Annotated in this window: 18 protein-coding genes; 11 read left to right on the forward strand and 7 right to left on the reverse strand. The window is 26.0% G+C overall.

What is annotated here, in order from left to right; genetic code table 11:
* Positions 1-53 precede the first annotated feature (53 nt).
* The 7 genes from CP965_RS01205 (at position 54) to CP965_RS01235 (ending at position 5,924) form a co-directional block, all read left to right on the forward strand.
* Positions 54-539: an RNase H family protein gene (locus tag CP965_RS01205; RefSeq protein WP_129060206.1), complete on the forward strand. Its 486-nt coding sequence runs from the start codon at positions 54-56 to the stop codon at positions 537-539.
* Positions 536-1,015: a GreA/GreB family elongation factor gene (locus CP965_RS01210; protein WP_129060207.1), complete on the forward strand. Its 480-nt coding sequence runs from the start codon at positions 536-538 to the stop codon at positions 1,013-1,015. Before CP965_RS01205 ends, CP965_RS01210 begins: the two co-directional genes overlap by 4 nt.
* Positions 1,002-1,913 (forward strand): class I SAM-dependent methyltransferase, encoded by a 912-nt coding sequence (locus CP965_RS01215; protein WP_129060208.1) that lies wholly within the window; start codon positions 1,002-1,004, stop codon positions 1,911-1,913. The genes CP965_RS01210 and CP965_RS01215 overlap by 14 nt, the downstream gene beginning before the upstream one ends.
* A gap of 46 nt (positions 1,914-1,959) precedes the next feature.
* On the forward strand, positions 1,960-3,204 hold the full coding sequence (locus CP965_RS01220; protein WP_129060209.1) for an L-lactate MFS transporter: 1,245 nt from the start codon (positions 1,960-1,962) through the stop codon (positions 3,202-3,204).
* A 120-nt stretch (positions 3,205-3,324) separates the two neighbouring features.
* Positions 3,325-3,981, forward strand: a complete 657-nt coding sequence (locus CP965_RS01225; protein WP_129060210.1) for a FadR/GntR family transcriptional regulator — start codon at positions 3,325-3,327, stop codon at positions 3,979-3,981.
* Positions 3,982-3,990: 9 nt separating this feature from the next.
* Entirely contained in the window at positions 3,991-5,175 is a 1,185-nt protein-coding gene (locus CP965_RS01230; RefSeq protein WP_129060211.1) for a CynX/NimT family MFS transporter, read from the forward strand.
* A 38-nt stretch (positions 5,176-5,213) separates the two neighbouring features.
* Complete coding sequence (locus CP965_RS01235; protein ID WP_129060212.1) at positions 5,214-5,924, forward strand: ZIP family metal transporter; 711 nt, start codon at positions 5,214-5,216, stop codon at positions 5,922-5,924.
* Between the two features lie 9 nt (positions 5,925-5,933).
* Here the strand turns inward: CP965_RS01235 and CP965_RS01240 are convergent, their stop codons facing one another.
* The 3 genes from CP965_RS01240 to CP965_RS01250 all read right to left on the reverse strand — a co-directional run bounded on the left by CP965_RS01240 (position 5,934) and on the right by CP965_RS01250 (position 9,778).
* Entirely contained in the window at positions 5,934-8,495 is a 2,562-nt protein-coding gene (locus CP965_RS01240) for a putative bifunctional diguanylate cyclase/phosphodiesterase (RefSeq protein WP_129060213.1), read from the reverse strand.
* 90 nt (positions 8,496-8,585) lie between these two features.
* A complete protein-coding gene (locus CP965_RS01245; RefSeq protein WP_228712652.1) occupies positions 8,586-9,287 on the reverse strand; it encodes an SDR family NAD(P)-dependent oxidoreductase in 702 nt (233 codons plus the stop codon).
* Positions 9,272-9,778: a hypothetical protein gene (locus tag CP965_RS01250; protein ID WP_129060214.1), complete on the reverse strand. Its 507-nt coding sequence runs from the start codon at positions 9,776-9,778 to the stop codon at positions 9,272-9,274. The genes CP965_RS01245 and CP965_RS01250 overlap by 16 nt, the downstream gene beginning before the upstream one ends.
* A 112-nt stretch (positions 9,779-9,890) precedes the next feature.
* Between CP965_RS01250 and CP965_RS01255 the strand changes: the two genes are divergently transcribed.
* A complete protein-coding gene (locus tag CP965_RS01255) occupies positions 9,891-11,015 on the forward strand; it encodes a hypothetical protein (RefSeq protein ID WP_129060215.1) in 1,125 nt (374 codons plus the stop codon).
* Here the strand turns inward: CP965_RS01255 and CP965_RS01260 are convergent.
* Positions 10,992-12,641 carry a L,D-transpeptidase family protein gene (locus CP965_RS01260; protein WP_129060216.1) on the reverse strand — a complete coding sequence of 550 codons (1,650 nt, stop codon included), beginning with the start codon at positions 12,639-12,641 and terminating at the stop codon, positions 10,992-10,994. The genes CP965_RS01255 and CP965_RS01260 overlap by 24 nt on opposite strands.
* 131 nt (positions 12,642-12,772) lie before the next feature.
* Between CP965_RS01260 and CP965_RS01265 the strand changes: the two genes are divergently transcribed.
* Together CP965_RS01265 and CP965_RS01270 are read left to right on the forward strand one after the other, a co-directional pair.
* Positions 12,773-13,408, forward strand: coding sequence for a hypothetical protein (locus CP965_RS01265; protein ID WP_129060217.1), 636 nt, complete (start codon positions 12,773-12,775; stop codon positions 13,406-13,408).
* A gap of 57 nt (positions 13,409-13,465) precedes the next feature.
* On the forward strand, positions 13,466-13,804 hold the full coding sequence (locus tag CP965_RS01270) for a MerR family transcriptional regulator (RefSeq protein ID WP_129060218.1): 339 nt from the start codon (positions 13,466-13,468) through the stop codon (positions 13,802-13,804).
* Positions 13,805-13,821: 17 nt separating this feature from the next.
* Here the strand turns inward: CP965_RS01270 and CP965_RS01275 are convergent, their stop codons facing one another.
* Complete coding sequence (locus tag CP965_RS01275) at positions 13,822-14,871, reverse strand: CNNM domain-containing protein (RefSeq protein ID WP_129060219.1); 1,050 nt, start codon at positions 14,869-14,871, stop codon at positions 13,822-13,824.
* Between the two features lie 175 nt (positions 14,872-15,046).
* Here CP965_RS01275 and CP965_RS01280 point away from each other — a divergent pair, with 175 nt between their 5' ends.
* On the forward strand, positions 15,047-15,415 hold the full coding sequence (locus tag CP965_RS01280; protein WP_129060220.1) for a hypothetical protein: 369 nt from the start codon (positions 15,047-15,049) through the stop codon (positions 15,413-15,415).
* Positions 15,416-15,430: 15 nt separating this feature from the next.
* On the opposite strand, the gene uvrA is transcribed toward CP965_RS01280, so the two are convergent.
* Positions 15,431-18,244 carry an excinuclease ABC subunit UvrA gene (uvrA, locus tag CP965_RS01285; protein ID WP_129060221.1) on the reverse strand — a complete coding sequence of 938 codons (2,814 nt, stop codon included), beginning with the start codon at positions 18,242-18,244 and terminating at the stop codon, positions 15,431-15,433.
* 120 nt (positions 18,245-18,364) lie between these two features.
* A complete protein-coding gene (locus CP965_RS01290; protein WP_129060222.1) occupies positions 18,365-19,099 on the reverse strand; it encodes a sulfite exporter TauE/SafE family protein in 735 nt (244 codons plus the stop codon).
* Between the last annotated feature and the right edge of the window lies 1 nt (position 19,100).

Below are 19,100 nucleotides of genomic sequence, written 5' to 3' on the forward strand. Positions count from 1 at the left end.
TGGCTTATTTTTATATAAAATCTTTAATATAGAAAAAGTAGCTATAATCTCACATGGAAAAAATAAAAAAAGTTTTTGTAGATGGTAGTGTAAATCCTCAAAAGAAAATAGGTATAGGTGCTTTTTATCTCTATGATGAGTTAAATAAGTTTAATGAAGAAGATATTAATACAAAAAGATTTGAAAACACTTCTTCTACTAAATTAGAATTAGAGTGTTTACTTTGGGCTTTGAAAACTATTGATAGTAAAGATAAACTTCTTATTTATACCGACTGTCAAAATATATTTTCTCTTTTAAATAGAGAAGAGAAATTAAAAAAAAATAATTACTTTACATCAACAAATAAAAAAATAAAAAACCACTTACTATATGAAGAGTTTTTTTATTTAAATGAAATATATGATTTGGAGTTTATAAAAGTAAAAGGACATAAAAAAAGCTCAGAAAAAGATGAAATAGATTTGATTTTTTCTAAAGTTGATAAGAAAGCTAGAAAAGAGCTTAGAAATATAACTTTGGATACAATTTTAAAATGAAAGAATTAATAACAGAGTATGGATATCAAAAGTTTGTAAAAGAGTTTAACAATCTTTTAAAAGTAGAAAAACCCCATTGGGTAAAAGAGAAAGAAATAGCAGCTCAATTTGGTGATAGAAGTGAAAATGCTGAGTATATTTCTGCAAAAGAGATGATAAGAAATATTGATAAAAGATTAAGATTTTTAGATAAAATTATTAAAAATAGTGATGTTATTGATATAAATAAAATTCCCCATGAAAAGGTAAATTTCGGTTCATGTGTAAAGCTTTTAGATTTAGAAAATGAAGAAGAAAAAACTTTTTGTATAGTTGGTACATATGAAACAAATCCAAATGAAAATCTAATCTCAAATAAATCTCCACTTGGAAGAGTACTTTTAGGAAAAAAGTTAAATGAAGAGTTTGAATTTACAATAAATGAAAAAAACTATGAATATGAAGTAATAGAGATAAAAGAATATGAACATAAATGATTTAGAAAATATTTTAAAAAATAATCTAAAAGATAGAACAAATGAATTTAAAAGAGTTTTTCATGGAAGAGGAAACTTTTATGAGGGCTTTTCTTTTCTGACTATTGATAGTATAGATAAAATACTCTTTGTAACTTTTTTTGAAGAGATTTCTCAAAAGCTTGAAAGTGAAATTTTACAATGTTTAGATTCACTTTATAATGAGTTTAACTTTAGGTGTTTTATTTTACAAAGAAGATATTTAAATGGTGGTGAAAATGAAGTTTTAAAAGGTAACTTATCTAACGAAGTTTATGCTTTTGAAAATAAGTTAAAATATCAATTAAATTTTTTAAATAAAAATATTGGTTTTTTTGCTGATATGAAAAAAGGAAGAGAATTTGTACTTTCAAACTCAAAAGGTAAAAAAGTTTTAAATCTATTTTCATATACCTGTTCTTTTAGTGTTTGTGCTTTAAAAGGTGAAGCTAAAGAAGTAGTAAATGTGGATATGTCAAAAAGTAGTTTAAATACGGGAAAAATTAATCATAATCTAAATAATTTAGATACAAAAAAAGTAAAGTTTCTACCCCATAATATTCTTAAATCTTGGAGTAAAATTAGAAAATTAGGACCTTATGATTTAATTATTATTGACCCGCCTTCCTTTCAAAAAGGAAGTTTTGCAGCAAGTAAAGATTATGAAAAGATTATAAAAAGACTCGATGAATTTGCAAATGAAAACTGTTTAGTTTTATCTTGTTTAAATGCTCCAGAACTTGATACAAATTTTATCAAAGAGTTATTCTTTTCAAAAGCTCCTTCTTTTAAATATATAAGAAGAATTGATAATTTACAAAGTTTCCCTTCTAAAGATAAAGATAGAGCTTTAAAAATAATGCTTTATCAAAAGGCTTAATAAGTTTTTTGATAAAATTACACAATTTTTACATTTTAGGAAGAGTATGGTTGAAAAAAATAGATGGCTAATGGCTTTAAGTGCCGTTGGTGTACATATTTGTATTGGTTCTGTTTATGCATGGAGTGTTTATGTAAATCCTATTCAAGAACAAATGAATTGGTCTTTAACTGATGTAACAATTTCTTTTAGTATAGCAATTTTCTTTTTAGGATTATCAGCTGCACTTATGGGTAAATTTGTTGAAAAAAATGGTCCAAGAGTAGCTGCAATTATTGCAGCTTCATTATTTGGTTTAGGAACAATTGGATCTGGTCTTGCAATTTTGATGGAATCAAAAATGCTTTTATATTTCTTTTATGGAGTATTAGGTGGTTGTGGTTTAGGAATAGGGTATATTGCTCCTGTTTCTACTTTAGTTAAGTGGTTCCCTGATAAAAGAGGAATGGCAACAGGACTTGCTATTATGGGCTTTGGTTTTGCTTCTGCTATTTGGGGACCTGCAATAAAGGTTTTAATAGAAAAAGTTGGTATTGCAAGTACTTTTTTTATTTTAGGCGCAATTTACTTTGTAATAATGTTTCTTTCTGCTTTATATCTTCAAAAGCCAGAAGAAGATTATTTACCTAAAAAGTTTAAAAAGAAAATAAAAGAGGGTAAGAAAAAACTAAAAGAAGACTTAGAAACTTTAACATTAAAAGAAGCTATAAAAACTCCAAGATTTTATGGTCTTTGGATAATGCTATTTATAAATATAACTTGTGGTATTGCAATTATTGGTGTTGCATCTCCTTTACTTCAAGAGGTTATAGGTATATCTGCAATAGCAGCAGCTGCAGCTGTTGGATTAATGGGAATTTTTAATGGAGCAGGAAGACTTATGTGGGCTTCAATTTCAGATTATATTACAAGACCCGTTGTATATGTGATTTTCTTTGTAACACAAATACTTGCTTTTTATATGTTGCCTTCAATTAGTGAGATTATTGTATTTCAAGTAGTATTATATTTTATTATGACTTGTTATGGAGGTGGATTTGCTTCAATTCCTGCATATATTGGAGATATCTTTGGAACTAAAGAATTAGGGGCTATTCATGGATATATCTTAACTGCATGGGCTGCTGCTGGACTTGTTGGACCTCTTATTATTTCTATGGTAAAAGATTCTACAGGTTCATACTCTCAAACTTTATATGTATTTGCAGGTTTTTTTGTAGTTGCTTTAGTTGTATCTATTGCAATGATTATAAATATTAAATCTATTAAAAAACAAAAATATAATCATTAAATAAAAAGAGTAGCTTTCTACTCTTTTTAGCATAAATTTATTTGACAATTTTGTAAATTTCTATTATTATTTTAACTTGTCCAATGATTGGATGAAATTCTTAAAACATAGGAAAAATAAATGCAAATAAAAAAACCAGTTAAACTATCTTTACCAAAACAAATAACACTTGAAATAGAAAAAGCTATAAAAAATGGTATTTTTAAAGTAGGTGAAAGAATTCCTTCTGAACCTGATTTAGTAAAAAAGTTTGCTGTTAGTAGAAATACAATTCGTGAAGCAATTCAATCTTTAATTCAAGCGGGAGTTTTAGAATCAAGACAGGGTAATGGAACTTATGTTTTAACAAATGATAGGTTTGAAGCAAATATTTTAACTCGTTTAAGTAACTCTAAAATTCAAGAAGTACATGAAGTTCGTAGCTCTTTAGAAAAAGAGATAGTAAAGTTAGCCGCACAAAGAAGAACGCAAAGTGATTTAGAAGAGATTAAAAAAGCATTAGATGAAATAAATATAAATAAAGGCTCTTTTGAAGAAAATAGTGAAGCAGATTTGAAGTTTCACTTAGCCATTGCAAAAGCTTCTCATAATTCGATTTTTTATGATTTATATAAATCAATTTCTCAATATATTTGTTTTTCTGTAGCTAAAAGATTGGAATTAACACTTATTGAAGAAAAGTTGATTTCTCAACTACATATAGAGCTTTATGAAGCTATTTTTTCCCAAGATGTGAAAAAAGCAGAAGAAACTATAAATAAAATTTTAAAGATATAAAGGTTTTTGATGAAAATAAATTCACAATTGATTCTAGTCTTTATAGGATTAGTTTTTGTCTCTTTTAATTTAAGAGCTCCAATTACTTCTGTTGGTCCTATTTTAGATTTAATACAAAATGAATATAGCTTAAATAGTAGTATGCTAGGTTTTATTACAACGCTTCCATTATTAACCTTTGCAATTTTTTCTCCTTTTGTTGCGAAAATTAATCATAAATTTGGACATGGTTTAACTATGTTTTTTGGACTTCTTTTGATTATTTTAGGAGAATTAATCCGTTCATACACAAATATTTATGGGCTTTTTTTAGGAACAACTTTGATAGGAATTGGTATAGCTATTGGAAATGTATTAATTCCTAGTGTAATAAAACATAAATTCAAAAAAAATATGGGAAGTGTACTAAGTATTTATATTACTTCTTTATGCGTTTTTGCGGCAATTGGTTCAGGATTGAGTATTCCTTTAACAAATATTTTTACTTGGAATACCTCTTTAGCTATTTGGGTTCTTTTAGCAATTATTTCTTTGATTATCTGGTTGCCACAATTAAAAAAGAGTGAAAAGTATAATAATACAGATGATTTAAGTATAGAAAATGATATGCAAAGTAAATCTATTTGGAAATCACCACTTGCTTGGTGGGTTACTTTGTATATGGGGACGCAATCTTTGTTATTTTATACTTTAATTACTTGGCTTCCTTCAATTTTGGTTTTTAAAGGTTTTGATAATCATTTTGCTGGGATGATGTTATTATTTTTCCAATTAGTAAGTTTACCAATCACTCTTTATGTACCGATTTTAGCCAATAAAATTAAAGAGCAGAAGTTAATTGCAACAATAATTTCTTTAAATTATTTACTTGGAATGATTATTCTTTTATTTGCAACATCAACTTTTTTTATTATTATTTCAATGATATTCTTAGGAATTGGAATGGGTGGAGCAATTAGTCTTGGAATAGGGTTTATAAGTTTACGAACTCCCCATTCAAAAAAGGCGGCAGAACTTTCAGGAATGTCCCAATCAGCAGGTTATCTTTTAGCAGCAGTTGGTCCTATTTTAATAGGTTTTATTTATGATATGACCAATTCTTGGATATTTTCACTTTGGGTATTGATTCTTTTAATATTTTTATTAATAATTTTTGGAATAAAAGCTGGAAAAGATGAAGTTACTCATCATTAATATGATATGATTAATTATCATATTTTGGAGTTTCTTATATGCTTATTAAAGTAATTATCTTTTCTTTTTTAGCTGGAATAACAGTTTTTATAGGAGGAGTTTTTTCTTATTATTTTGAAAAAACAATTCATAATCGGAAAATAAAAATAACCACTATTCGATTTTTAACTGCTTTTGCTACTGGTATTATGCTTGCAGCTGTATCTTTTGTATTAGTACCAAAAGGTATGCATGAATTATCAGCTATTTCAAGCATTTCTATTTTTTTATTAGGTGCACTTATTTTTTATTTTCTAGATGATTATATTCATAAGAATAGTAAAAATATCCCTCAAGTCATTGCAATGCTTTTAGATTTTATACCTGAATCCATAGCTTTAGGAGCACTTTTTGTATATGATTATAAAGTAGGAATTTTATTAGCTATTTTTATTGCTTTTCAAAACCTTCCTGAATCTTTTGGCTCATATATTGAATTAAGAGCTTCTGCTTTTTCTAAGAAAAAGTCTTTAATTATTTTATTTCTATTTAGTTTTATAGGAGTGTTTTTCTCTTTGTTAGGATATTTCTTTTTAAAAGATAGTCCAGTTTTAACATCTTCTTTAATGCTTTTTGCAGCTGGAGGAATTTTATATTTAATTTTTGAAGATATTGCTCCTTCAATGAAGTTAAAGAATAGTAGATTTATTGCTTTTGGTGTTAATTTAGGTTTTATAGTAGGAATGTTAGCAGAAGTATTAATTTCTTAATTTCTTCTACTATTTTGAAGTTACAAAATTATCTGTAGGTCTTCCTATATGATACCCTTGACAATAATCAACATTTAATTGTTTTAAAGTCTTTACAATTTCTTCATCTTCTACAAATTCAGCTATTGTTTTTATATTTAATTCCTGCGCTAAAGTTGTTATGCTGTTTACAAAAGCTTTATCTTTTTCATCTTTATTTATATTTATAATAAAATCTCCATCTATTTTTAAATAATCAATTGGAAATTTTTTAATATAATGAAATGATGAAAATCCACTTCCAAAGTCATCTATAGCAAATTTATATCCTTCTAATTTCAAATTATTTACAAATTTCTCAAGTAAAGAAAAGTTTTTTACTGTTTCTCTTTCTGTTATTTCAAAAACAATTCTTTCTCTATTTATTTCATATTCAGTAACAAGAAAATTTATTTGTTTTATAAAGTTATTTACAATTAATGATTTTGGAGAGAGATTAATAAATAAAATACCTTTATAATCTGTTTCTTTTATTTTTTTAAAGGCTTTTTCTATAACCATTAAATCCATTTTATTAATAACTCCTCTTGCTTCTGCAATTTCAATAAATTCAAAAGCGGAAACAATCTTATTATTATGTTTAATTCTCATTAGTAATTCATGAATTACTAAATTATTAGACTCATCTGCAAGTGTTTGAATTGGTTGAAAATATGGATATATTTGATCATTTTCTAGTGCTGATATTAGCAGAGCTGATTTTTCATGATTTTCTTTTAGAACATTAGATATATCTTCTTTTGTTGGAGTTTTAATTGAATTTTTACCTTCTTCTTTAGCTTTATACATCATATGATCAGCAATAATAAACAACTCTTTTTGAGAATGAGTATGGTCGGGATAAACTGAAATACCAATTGAAATAGTTATTCCTACATTGGTTCCATCAGGAGCTGTTAATTTTTCTTTTGCAATTCTTTGGGCAATTCTATTTGCTACAACAATTGCACCATTTACATCACATTCTGGAAGAATTACTGTAAATTCATCTCCACCATATCTTGCAGGTATATCTTCATCTCTTTTTTCTTCTTCTAGAATATCAGCAATTGTTTGTAAGAATCTATCTCCAAAAGCATGACCAAAGTTGTCATTTATAGGTTTAAAGTTATCACAATCAATAACCATTAGTGCAAAAGAATAGTTGTGCCTATTTGCTCTTTTTATTTCATACATCATCATATCATTGAAAACTCTTTGATTAAAAAGATCTGTTAAAGGATCTCTTGCTGCATAATATTCTAAATCTTCTGTGTATTTGTTTATTGCTTTTACAGAACCAACAAGGTTTGCCATAGTTGTTAAAATTGAATCAACAACTATATATCTTATCGGATCTGTCGAAAGTACTGATTGTAAACCTATTCCTACAATTCCTCCAATTTTTGGAGAATCCAGAAATAATGATTTGGATCTGTATTCAACATCTTCTTTTTTTAAGTTTTCAATACTTAATCCTCTATTTGCAATTATGTGTTTAATTGTAAAGTCAGTCATTCCTTCAAAGTATTCTGAAGATTTTATCATTCCATGAATATATTCTTCAAATACTTCTTTTATACCTTCTTTTGGGTTTCCTAGCCAAAAAATATCTACTTCAAATTGGTCATCATCAACTCTAAAAATAGTCATTAAAGTATAAGTTTCCATAATAGTGTTTATTTGAACTAATAAATCACTAATATATTCTCTCCAATCTTTAACTACATCAGAGGTAATGATAAATTTATCTAAGAGTTTTATTTCAAATTCAAGAAGTTCTTTATCAACAGCAACATTTTTAAGTTTTTTAGCCATTGAGTCTACATTTTTTATAATTTCATTAAATTCTTTGAAGTATAAGTCAATATCTTTTGAATCAAACTCTTTAAAGTCACTAATAGAATTAATATCTTCAACTTTTTCTTTAAATAGTTCTAGTTTTTTAGTTACTTTTTTTGTTGTATATCTTGATGAAATAAATACAGAAATTAAAAATATTGGAATAATAATTAAAAAGAAAATTGAAAATTGGTATTTAGATTCAAAGAAGATAGAATTTAAATCTTGTTTTACTTCTACAGCTCCTAATACATCACCTACTTTTGCATTTGTATGACATTGTAAACATTCATTCGATGCTGTTAGGGGTAGTATCTTTCTTACTATATTCTTTTCAAAGCTTTCAAAAGAGTTTATATCTTGGTTTAATATAGATACCAAAGTTTTATCTTTATGTTTTTCTTCTATATCTCCAAAAAGAGCTTTAACTTTATTAGCTCTATAAATGTTAATTTCATAATTACTGTTTTCAAAATTATCTTCTAAGGATTTTGTAAAGAGATTTAAATCTTCTCTACTCCAACCTTTTTTCATAATTTGATACATTGAAGAGAATACTTGTTTTGAAATTGTTTCTGAGTGATCTATTGCTTCTTTTTTTATTAAAGAAGTATGAAGATAAGTACTAAAACCATAGCAGAGAAGAAAAATTATTATTGCTAAAATAATTTTACTAGAAAAAATATAGTTTTTGAATGTTTTGCTTTTCATTTAAGGCCCTATAAAAAATAAGTTTATACTTTTTGTAATTATTAAAGTATCCAAATAATAATTATATAAGGCTTAGACTTAAGTATATCTTCAGATTTTTCTTACATCAATAAAACTTCCACTTTCAAATTCATCTTTTCTTTTTAAGGTTTCAAATAACTTATTAGCTGCTTCAAAAGATTTTTGAATTGGTCCATTTTTTAAAGTTTTTGCAGAAGTGAAAATTTCATCATCAATATCAAATCTTATATAGTCAGTCATAGGTGTTTCAATTACACCAGGAGCAATTGCTAATAGTTTTGTGTCTAACATTTCCTTTGCATAAAGATTTAGTAACATATTTAAAGAGGCTTTTGATAATGAATAAGAAGCCCAGCCTTTAGAGCCTTTTATTGCAGCACCTGATGATATACCTATGATAGTTGAAACTTTTATACTTGCTAAAATATCAAGAAGTTCTTTATTTGTAAATAGGTTTAAATCAAGAACTTCTTTTATTTCTTGTGTAGCTAGTTTTGTAACTTCTTTGATTTCTCCTAACATTCCTGCATTTAAAAATACTGTATCTATACTTTTTATATCATTTTTAATAAAGTCTTTTAATCCTAGTTTTATTTCATTTAACTTTGATAAATCAAACTCTTTAAATATAAAATTTTTATTTTCAATATTAGGTTTTGTTCTACTTATCCCATAAACTTTAAAGCCTTTTTCTAAGTATAGATTTGTTAATGCTAAACCTAAACCAGAACTACAACCTGTTATTAAGATATTTTTTATTTTAACTCCCATTCGTAATTTTTGTCATTTTTAACTTTTGAAAAATATAAATTTCCTGTATTTCTCCAAGCATCTAAAACAATACTATTTTCAAAACTTATATCTTTTCTTGTTAGAATTAAGGCACTATGCTCAAAATACTCATTTCTATTAGCAATAATTCTTTTAAACTCAAAACTTTTATATTTTTTTCTTTTTAAAAAACTTAATAAATCATTAGCATAATGATAACATAAACCTTTATCTTTGATTCCTAAGTTTATTAAAGTATTATGGAATAAAGCATAAGTAGTTACTCCATATGAATGAGCTAAGAATTTAGAATATAAAATTATATCTTTAGAAAAGTTTTTAGCTTCTTCTTTATCTATTCTTTTAGAGGTACTAGTAACAGTTTTATATAATGAGTTTGTTTTATTTTCTATTTTGATATAAGATATATTCTTAGTAGAACAAGCACTAAAAAAAATTATAAAAAGAAAACTTAATAAATAGATTCTCATAGCTTTATTATAGTTTTATTAATTTAAAGTGACTTTACAAAACATTACTCTTTGGCTATAATCAGCAAAATTAATGAATTATGGAGTTAGAAGCTAAGCTTCTTTATAGTTGGTGCAACAGTTAAAAATAAACAATGATATAAAAAATTTAAACTTTACAAAAATAGAAAAAAACCTTTTTTATTACAAATATGATTTAAGAAATGTAAAACCTTTATTAAAATCTACAAATCCAGATATTTCTCTTGAAGATACTGCAACTTTTAATAGTTTTAAGGGGGAAGTTTATGAAAATATAATTTATGAATTATTATTAGAATATGCTTCAAAAAATGACTTTATAAAAAGTTTTGTTTTAAAAGGTCCTCATCAAAATAGGGTTGATAAATTCTATAAAACAGGCTTAATGATAGATAGAAGTCTTCAAATAGTGTATAAATCAAATTATAAAGATATTTCAGAATTTGATGCATTATTTTTTACAGAGGATGCTTTATATTTTGTTGAAATGAGTACTTCAAAGAAAACAGTTAGTTTAAATAAAAGACTTGATAAAAAACAAGCTTTATTAAAAGCTTTATTCCCTCATTTGCATATAAGAGCTTTAATAGTTTTAACAGAAGGGACTATAGGAATTAAAAGATTTCCTTCTTATTGTACTATTTGGATTACAAAAGATTTAGAAGATATAGATTTTTTAAAAAGAATAGTTTTTAATAGAAAGAAAAATGGCTTTAAGACTAAGTTTACTTCTTCTAAATTTATAGAAGCTTATACTATAGAACATAAGAGATTTATATATTTTCAAACCTTAGAATGGATTTTAAAAAGAAGTAGACAAAATAAAGATTTAATAATAGATTTGAAGTTTTTTAAGACAAAAAAACTTTTACAATATTTTGATATTTTTACAAAATTGTATATTGGTTTTTTAACAAAAGAGGAGTTTAAAAAATTAGTTCCTTCTTATGAGGCTGAAATTCAAAATGTTTTTGTATCTTTAGAAAAAATAAATACTAAAGAATTTGATCTTGTTTATTATGTTAAAAATATAAATGGCAAGCTAAGAAGAGTACGACTTACAAAAAAAGAATTATCTATAAAAGACAAAGCTTTAGATGGTTTTACAAATGCCGAAGTAAGGTTTATGAAGTATTTAATTGAAGATAAATATTTATTAAGTTTAAATCAAATTGAATTGATTCAAAAAAAACTACATGAAAGTGGATTTAAATAAGATTTTTTCTTGTATCTTATCATATTCATAAATATCTTTTCTAAATTGTAACTTATCTTTTTCATCAACCCAAGTTGTTAAATATATAAAGTGAACAGGTATTTTATTTGATAATATAAAACTAGTTTCTTTTTTTTCTTCAAATATATCTTTATCTAATTGACTTATATTATTATCTAATAGTGAAATCTTTTCAAATAGTTCAAAAGGCTTTTCAATCCTTACACAGCCATGAGAGAGCATTCTATTATTTAATTTAAAATAGTTTTTATCTGGTGTATCATGTAAATAAACAGAATATTGATTGGGGAACATAAATTTAATTTTTCCTAAAGGGTTTGTTCCTCCTGGTTCTTGAATAAATCTCATTGGTGCTTTTTTTGGTGTTCCTATTAAATCATTATTTAAATAATCTATCCAATTAATATTTAAGGAGTTAAATTCAGCAGAGTTTGGCTCCCAATTTTCATGAACTCTAATATTCTCTTTTATTAAATAACTTGAATCTCTTACTAATTTGGGAATAATTTCATCTTTTACAATTGTTTGTGGTATTTTCCAATAAGGATTTATTGTGATTTTTGACATTCTATGGCTAAAAATTGGAGTAGGGGAGTTTTGTTTACCTACTATTACATTCATTTTTAATGCTAATTTATTTTCTTGAAAAACTTTTAATTTATATTCTGGAATATTTATTAAAATATAAGTATTTCCTAAATTTCTAGGAAGCCATCTCATTCTTTCTAGATTTATTCTTATTTTTTTTATTTTTTTTTCTATTGGCATATTTAGTTTCTCAAATGTCTGATTTCCTACAATACCATCTTGAATAAGACCATATCTTTTTTGAAATTGAATTACTGCTTTATATAATTTATTATCAAAATACTCAAGACAATTTTCTTCTATTTTTTCACATGAAAAAGTATTTAAATCTTTGCTTTCATAAAGTCTTTGTCTTAAATATTTAATTTCAGGACTAAAATCTCCTCTTTTAAGAAACTCTTTTTTTTGTGGAACTTTTGTATACCCGCCGTCATTTAGCAAATTTTGAAGTTTTTCTATTTTTTTTTCTAGTTTTTTAGCATAGTGTAAACTAAAATCAACTTGATTAATGGCAATTCTTATATTATTTTCTTTAAAAGCTTTTTTTAAAAGAGTCACATTATTTTTATTTGCTTGATATTTTAACCATTTTGCTTTGATTTGTTTATTTTTCTCTAAATTCTTTAAGTATGATAAAAAATCCTGCCAATTTATATAACCTTTTGATAAATAATTCATATATTTTTCGTAGCTTTGTGTTAAAAGAATATCAATTAAGCTAATTTCTTTTTTTGATAAATAATTCTTTTTTTCTAGAAGCTTTTCTATTCTTTCAATTTCAAATAACTTATTTATAAAAGGTTCTAATGTTTTATTATTTTTGATTTCATATATTAGTTTAAATGCAATATCTTTTAATTCTTTATTTTTTTCAAACCAAATTATCTCTTTTTTAAAAGACGAGTAATATTTTTGAATATTAAGAGTATCTTTTGTTTTTAAATCAAATGATGCAAAAACTTCAATAGAGTGGCTCAATAAAATAATTAAAAAAAGAAAAAGAATTTTTGTTTTCATATTAAATAACCATGTGATTTTTTTTATTATAGATTAAAATAGCTAAAAGAAGGGAAAAATACATTTTTATTTAATTTAAACTAATATTAAGAAATGTGACAATATACTTAAGTAGTATAAAGGAGTTTACTATGGAAGTAACAAATGGGAACTTTAAAAATTTAGATATATTTAAAAAAAATATTTCTAATGAAGAACAAAAGGTAGAAAAAACAGAAGAAAATATGAATAGTGAAAAAAATAGTTTAGTTCATAATTCTGCTGTAAATGTATCTATTTCAATGGAAAGTGTTAAAGTATTTCTAAATATTAAAAGTGTTGAGTTTACTCAAGCTAATACAAATGCTCAAAATTCTTTAATGAATATTATCAATAATACAGAAGTTTATGATTTTCTTTCAGGTAGGGAAATAGATGGAGGCTTAAGTCTTTCTTCAATAGGCTATGAAGGTAAACCAATTACTGAATTATCTTCTGATGAAGCTAAAGAGTTAGTATCAGATGAAGGTTTTTTTGGAATAGAAGAAACTTCTCAAAGAGTAGGTTCTTTTGCAATAAGCTTAGCTGGAAATGATCTTGAAGCATTAAAAGAAGTGAGAAAAGGTATTGTTCAGGGTTTTGAAGAAGCAGAAAAAATGTGGGGTGGAACTTTACCTGATATTTCTTATAAAACTCAAGAAAAGACTTTAGATATAATTGATAAGAAAATAGAAGAACTTCTTAGCACAGACTCAGAAAAAGAATTAGAAAATACTTTAAATGAATAGGGTTTTATAGATATTTAAGTAGAGTTAAATAATAATTCGTTTAAAAAAGGATAATTATTGGCTTTACTTGATAATGCTAAAGATGTTTTACCTTTAAGTAGTATTGCAGAATTATTAACTGCAAAGGTAAGAACTTTAAAAATGTATGAAGATAAAGGTCTTCTTCCTCATAAGAAGTCTTCTAAAAAGTTATATTCTATAAGTGATGTAAAGATGATAGCTTTTGTTCACTATTTAGCAAGTGTTAAAAAAATCAATGCAAATGGAATAAAGTATATTATCGAGATGCTTGAAAGTAATATGGATGAAAAAAATAGAACAGATTTTCTTAACTTAATAGAACAAAAACTAGAAAAACTTTCAGGTGTAGATGTAACAGATGTAGAAGTAATTTAATACTTCTTCATCTTTATTCAAGCTTCTTTAGAAGCTCTTTCTTTTCTTTTAGCTTTCATTTTATTTAAAGCAAGTCTTCTCATATCAGCAGTTGTATCAAGTTCATCCATTATTTCTAAACCTAATAATGTTTCAATACAATCTTCTAATGTAATTAATCCCTCAGTTTGATCATAGTTATCTAATACTAAAAACATATGTTCTTTTTTCTGAATAAATTTATTTAAAGCTTTTCCTACAGGTATATTTTCATTTAAAGCAAATAATGGTTTCATTATTGATTCCATAGTTGCATTTGTATCTCTAATAGCTTGCTTAAAAAGTTTTTTTGTAAGAACAACACCTACAATATTATCAATTGATTCGTCATAAACAGGAACTCTTGAAAACTTATATGTTCTTTTATCTTCTAGCACATCTTTTATTATTGTATTTTTATTTACTGAATACATTACTGATCTTGGAGTTAAAATGTCTTTTATTTTAATCTCATTTAAAGTTAATGTATTTTCAATAATATCAGACTCTAAGTCACCAATTACACCTTCTTCTTCACTAAGAAGTGTTGTATGTATTAACTCTTCTCTTGATATAGAGTCACTATTATCATTGCCTTTTATTTTTTTTGTAACAAATTGAGTTGTTTTAATTATCGGATATGTAAGTAAAACAAAAAATCTAATAGCTCTTGCAGCGAAAGGCGCTAATTGTTTCCAATATACTGCACCTATAGTTTTAGGAATAATTTCTGCAAAGAATAAAATTGCAAATGTAAGTACAATAGATACAAACATAACTAGAGTTTTATCTCCATTAAATACATTTTGTGCTTGAACACCAATTGCAGTTGCCCCTAAAGTATTTGCAATAGTATTAAGTATTAAAATTGAGGCAATAGAACTATCTATATCTGTTTTTAGATTTTTTAAAAGTTTCCCTGCAATAGGGTTATTTTGTTCTAAAACAGAAATATAAGAAAAGTTTGTTGATAGAATCACTGATTCTAAAACTGAACATAAAAACGAGATACCAATAACGGCAATAAAGAGGATTATTAAAAGTTCCATTTTGAACCTTTAAATAGTAGAAATAAGCTACGCCTCTGGGAACTATCTTCCAAGTAAGTCTCCTTAATAAAATTAACAACGTATAATAGCAAATTTTATCTTTAAATCAATCTTAGTTGACAAAAAAAATAAAAATCTTGTATAATTATTAAAGAAATGCAATAAGGAGGTTATTATGGAATATGGACTAATACCGAATATTGATCAATTTTCAAAAAATAGTGAAATTTTATCTCAGCAAATTCAACCTTCAAATGAAATTTCTAAGATAAAACAAGGAGAAGAATCTAAAGAAATTGCAAAAGAAAAGTTTCTTAAAAACAAAGATGTAGAAGAAACTTCAAAAACAACATCAGAAAGTGTATCACAATACCAAGAAGTTGTTTTGACAAATCTAAACTTTGGTTTTAATAATCAATCAAAAGATTTTTATGTAAAAGCAATAAGAGGTGAAGCAGAAAATCAGTATCCAACTGACGAAATGATGAGATTAAAAGCCTTTTTTTTAGCAGAAGCTAAAGAAGAAGCAGCTAAAGCTGTATAATTTAGCTGCTTTTTATTAAGAGTTTATTTCTTTGTCTAAGTAAAAACCTGTATAGGATTTTGTTTCTTTATGATTTCTTGCTAGTTCTTCAGGTGTTCCTTGTGCAACAATTTTACCACCTTTACTTCCACCTTCTGGTCCTATATCGATTATCCAGTCAGAATTTTTTATAATATCTAAATTATGTTCTATTACAAGTACAGAGTTTCCTACTTCAACTAAGTGATGTAAGACTTTAGTAAGTCTATCTACATCCGCAAAGTGTAAACCTGTTGTTGGTTCATCTAATACATAAAGAGTATTTCCTGTATCTTTTTTACTTAATTCTTTACTTAACTTGATTCTTTGAGCTTCTCCCCCTGATAAAGTAACTGCATTTTGTCCTAAAGTAATATATCCAAGCCCCACATCTGAAAGGGTTTGTAATTTTGCTTTTATTTTAGGTACTTTTACAAAAAACTCTAAAGCTTCATCAACACTCATATTTAAAACGTCAGAAATATTTTTCCCTTTGTAAAGAATTTCTAAAGTTTGAGCATTATATCTTCTTCCTTGGCAATCATCACATTTAACCATAATATCTGGTAAAAAGTGCATTTCTATTTTTATTTCACCTTCTCCTTGGCATTTTTCACATCTTCCACCTTTTACATTAAAAGAAAATCTTCCTATTTTATATCCCCTTAATTGTGCTTCTTTTGTTTTTGAAAATAATAATCTTATTTCGTCCATTAGTCCTGTATAAGTGGCTGGGTTACTTCTTGGAGTTCTTCCAATAGGAGATTGGTCAAGATAAATTACTTTATCTAATTTTTCTAAACCTTCAATTTCAACACCATCTATTTTTTTAACTCTTTTTGCATGGTTTAATAACTCTTTTGCAACAGGAAGTAGAGTTTGTAAAATTAGTGAAGATTTACCACTTCCTGAAACACCTGTTATTGAAACAAGATTTTTAAGAGGAATTTCAACATCTAAATTCTTGATATTATTAATATTAACATTTTTTATTTCTATGAACTCTTTTTGTGGTCTATTATGTAAATAATCTATTTTTTTCTTTCCACTTACATATTGTGCTGTTAAAGTTTTTGCTTTATTCATTTGTTTTAATGTACCAGCGAAAACAATTTCTCCTCCATATTTCCCAGCATTTGGACCTATATCTACAATATAATCTGCTGCTTCAATAGTTTCTTTATCATGTTCAACAACAATTACTGTATTACCTTTTTCTTGTAAGGCTTTTAGTGTTTTAATTAATTTATTTGTATCTCTTTCATGTAAACCAATTGATGGCTCATCAAGTACATACATAACTCCTGTAAGTCCAGAACCAATTTGTGAAGCAACACGTATTCTTTGTGCTTCTCCTCCTGATATTGTCCTAGCATCTCGACCTAAAGTAATATATCCAAGTCCTACATCATGTAAAAAGAAGACTCTTTCTTTGATTTCTTTTAAAATTGGAGCTGAAATCATTTTTTCTTGTTCATTTAAATAGTCAAAGTTTTTTTCATCTTGAAAAAATGCATGGGCTTCTTCAATAGGTTTATTGATTATATCTGCAATGGTTTTTTTAGCTACATAAACACTTTGAGAAGAGGGCTTTAATCTATTTCCTCCACAATCAGGACAAACTTTTTCTGTCATAAACTCTGCCATATCTTTTTCATCTTTTATCATGTCATAGGCAATTTTTATAATACCTTCCCATTTACGTGTTAGTTTGTGTCTTTTCCATGTAAATTTAGCTTCTTCAACTCCTCCATGAAGAATTGATTTTTGTTGATGTTCTGGTAGATCTTTAAATGGTATTGTTATATCAATTGAAGCAGCTTCACAATATGCAATAAGCATTTTAAAGTAATAACCTTTGTTAAAGCCATAAATAATTTTTATAGCTCCATCTTCAAGTGGTAACTCTTCATTTACAACTTTTTTCATATCTAAAGTATATCTAATACCTAATCCATCACAAGAGGGACAAGCTCCCTTTGGAGAGTTAAATGAAAATGATAAAGGCTCTAAAGGTTCAAATGAAATTTTACAATCAAAACATGCCATATGCTCAGAGTAATGAATATGTTTTTCACATTTTACTTCTTCATGGTTTAATACTTCAATTTCAAGTTCCCCAAAACTTTCTTTTAATCCTTTTTCTACATCTTGCGCAATTCTATCTTTATTTTCATCTTTAATTACAACTCTATCTATTACAACTTTAATAGTATGCATTTTGTTTTTTTCTAATTCAATATCTTCATCAAGTCTAGCCATAACTCCATCAATCATAGCTCTTACATAACCTTTTGTTCTTAAAGATTCAAGAAGATCTGCAAAAGTACCTTTTTTTCTATTGATTAGTGGAGCTAGTATTACAGTTTTTGCTCCTTGAGGTAAGTTTAATACTTGTTCTATTACATCACTTGCACTCATTTGAGAAATCGGTTTACCACATTTGTGGCAGTGCTGTTTTCCTATTCTTGCATATAATAGTCTAAAGTAATCATATACTTCTGTAATAGTTCCTACTGTAGAACGTGGATTTTTAGAAGTGGTTTTTTGATCAATTGCAATTGCAGGAGTTAATCCTTCTATTCTCTCAACATCTGGTTTTCCAACTTTATCTAGAAATTGTCTTGCATAAGCACTTAAAGACTCAATATATCTTCTTTGTCCTTCAGCATATAGAGTATCAAAGGCTAAAGTAGATTTACCAGAGCCACTTAAGCCTGTAAAAACTATTAGTTTATTTTTTGGTATTTCTAAATTTATATTTTTTAAGTTATTTTCTTTTGCATTATATATTTTGATTGTATCTTGCATAGTATTCCAGTACTTTTTGATTTTAAATTTGCATTATACCAAATAAAAATGAAACTAAATATAGATAAAATGTAAGTTAGTAAATTTATCTCTTTTCTTAACTATTTTAAAAAATAATTATTAGAAAAGAGTTTTATAAAGCATAGTAGTTAAAATAATAAAATTTAAAATAAGAATATATTTTTTATAAGAAGTGGCTTTTATAGAGTTTTTCATTTTTATACCAAAAAATACACCAATTAAAGATGCAAGCCCTACAACAAGCCCTTCTTTATAAAGCATTTGTTCACTTATTGCCAAAGAAGTGAATCCTGCTACGGAAGAGAAAATTACAAAAAATAGACTTAGGCTAGTAGCTACTTTTAATGGATATTTCATAAAACCAACTAAAATTGGTATTAACATTACTGCTCCACCAACACCAATACTCATTGCAATAATTCCAATAAAAAAACCAACTGTAAAAAGTCTTAATTTACTATGTTGTTTTATTTCTTCAGTGGGTTCAGAAGGTGAGAAAAAAATTTTTACAATAGAAAATATAATGATTAGTATAAATAAATATTGTAAAAAGAGGTCAGAAACTAAAGAGTGGATAAAGCTATTTTGCAATCCTCCTACAAAACCACCAAGTCCAATAACAATACCATCTTTGAAAACAGATTTTGCTTTCTTTGAGTTTAAAAAAGAACCATAAATTGAAGAAAAAACCATTTGCATAATAGAAATTGCAATGGCTTCTTTCATAATAAAACCACTAGCTATAAGCATAGGAACAAGAATCATTCCTCCTCCTACACCAAAAAAACCAGATACAAAACCTGTAATAATTCCAAATATTGAAAGTTCTAACATT

The organism is Halarcobacter mediterraneus, from assembly GCF_004116625.1.
In the GTDB taxonomy this organism is placed as follows: domain Bacteria; phylum Campylobacterota; class Campylobacteria; order Campylobacterales; family Arcobacteraceae; genus Halarcobacter; species Halarcobacter mediterraneus.

Excerpts from the sequence above, each read along its gene's own strand:
- CP965_RS01205 (WP_129060206.1), top strand. The coding sequence starts at position 54 with ATGGAAAAAATAAAAAAAGTTTTTGTAGATGGTAGTGTAAATCCTCAA.
- CP965_RS01210 (WP_129060207.1), top strand. The coding sequence starts at position 536 with ATGAAAGAATTAATAACAGAGTATGGATATCAAAAGTTTGTAAAAGAG.
- CP965_RS01215 (WP_129060208.1), top strand. The coding sequence starts at position 1,002 with ATGAACATAAATGATTTAGAAAATATTTTAAAAAATAATCTAAAAGAT.
- CP965_RS01220 (WP_129060209.1), top strand. The coding sequence starts at position 1,960 with ATGGTTGAAAAAAATAGATGGCTAATGGCTTTAAGTGCCGTTGGTGTA.
- CP965_RS01225 (WP_129060210.1), top strand. The coding sequence starts at position 3,325 with ATGCAAATAAAAAAACCAGTTAAACTATCTTTACCAAAACAAATAACA.
- CP965_RS01230 (WP_129060211.1), top strand. The coding sequence starts at position 3,991 with ATGAAAATAAATTCACAATTGATTCTAGTCTTTATAGGATTAGTTTTT.
- CP965_RS01235 (WP_129060212.1), top strand. The coding sequence starts at position 5,214 with ATGCTTATTAAAGTAATTATCTTTTCTTTTTTAGCTGGAATAACAGTT.
- CP965_RS01240 (WP_129060213.1), bottom strand. The coding sequence starts at position 8,495 with ATGAAAAGCAAAACATTCAAAAACTATATTTTTTCTAGTAAAATTATT.
- CP965_RS01245 (WP_228712652.1), bottom strand. The coding sequence starts at position 9,287 with ATGGGAGTTAAAATAAAAAATATCTTAATAACAGGTTGTAGTTCTGGT.
- CP965_RS01250 (WP_129060214.1), bottom strand. The coding sequence starts at position 9,778 with ATGAGAATCTATTTATTAAGTTTTCTTTTTATAATTTTTTTTAGTGCT.
- CP965_RS01260 (WP_129060216.1), bottom strand. The coding sequence starts at position 12,641 with ATGAAAACAAAAATTCTTTTTCTTTTTTTAATTATTTTATTGAGCCAC.
- CP965_RS01265 (WP_129060217.1), top strand. The coding sequence starts at position 12,773 with ATGGAAGTAACAAATGGGAACTTTAAAAATTTAGATATATTTAAAAAA.
- CP965_RS01275 (WP_129060219.1), bottom strand. The coding sequence starts at position 14,871 with ATGGAACTTTTAATAATCCTCTTTATTGCCGTTATTGGTATCTCGTTT.
- CP965_RS01280 (WP_129060220.1), top strand. The coding sequence starts at position 15,047 with ATGGAATATGGACTAATACCGAATATTGATCAATTTTCAAAAAATAGT.
- uvrA (WP_129060221.1), bottom strand. The coding sequence starts at position 18,244 with ATGCAAGATACAATCAAAATATATAATGCAAAAGAAAATAACTTAAAA.
- CP965_RS01290 (WP_129060222.1), bottom strand. The coding sequence starts at position 19,099 with ATGTTAGAACTTTCAATATTTGGAATTATTACAGGTTTTGTATCTGGT.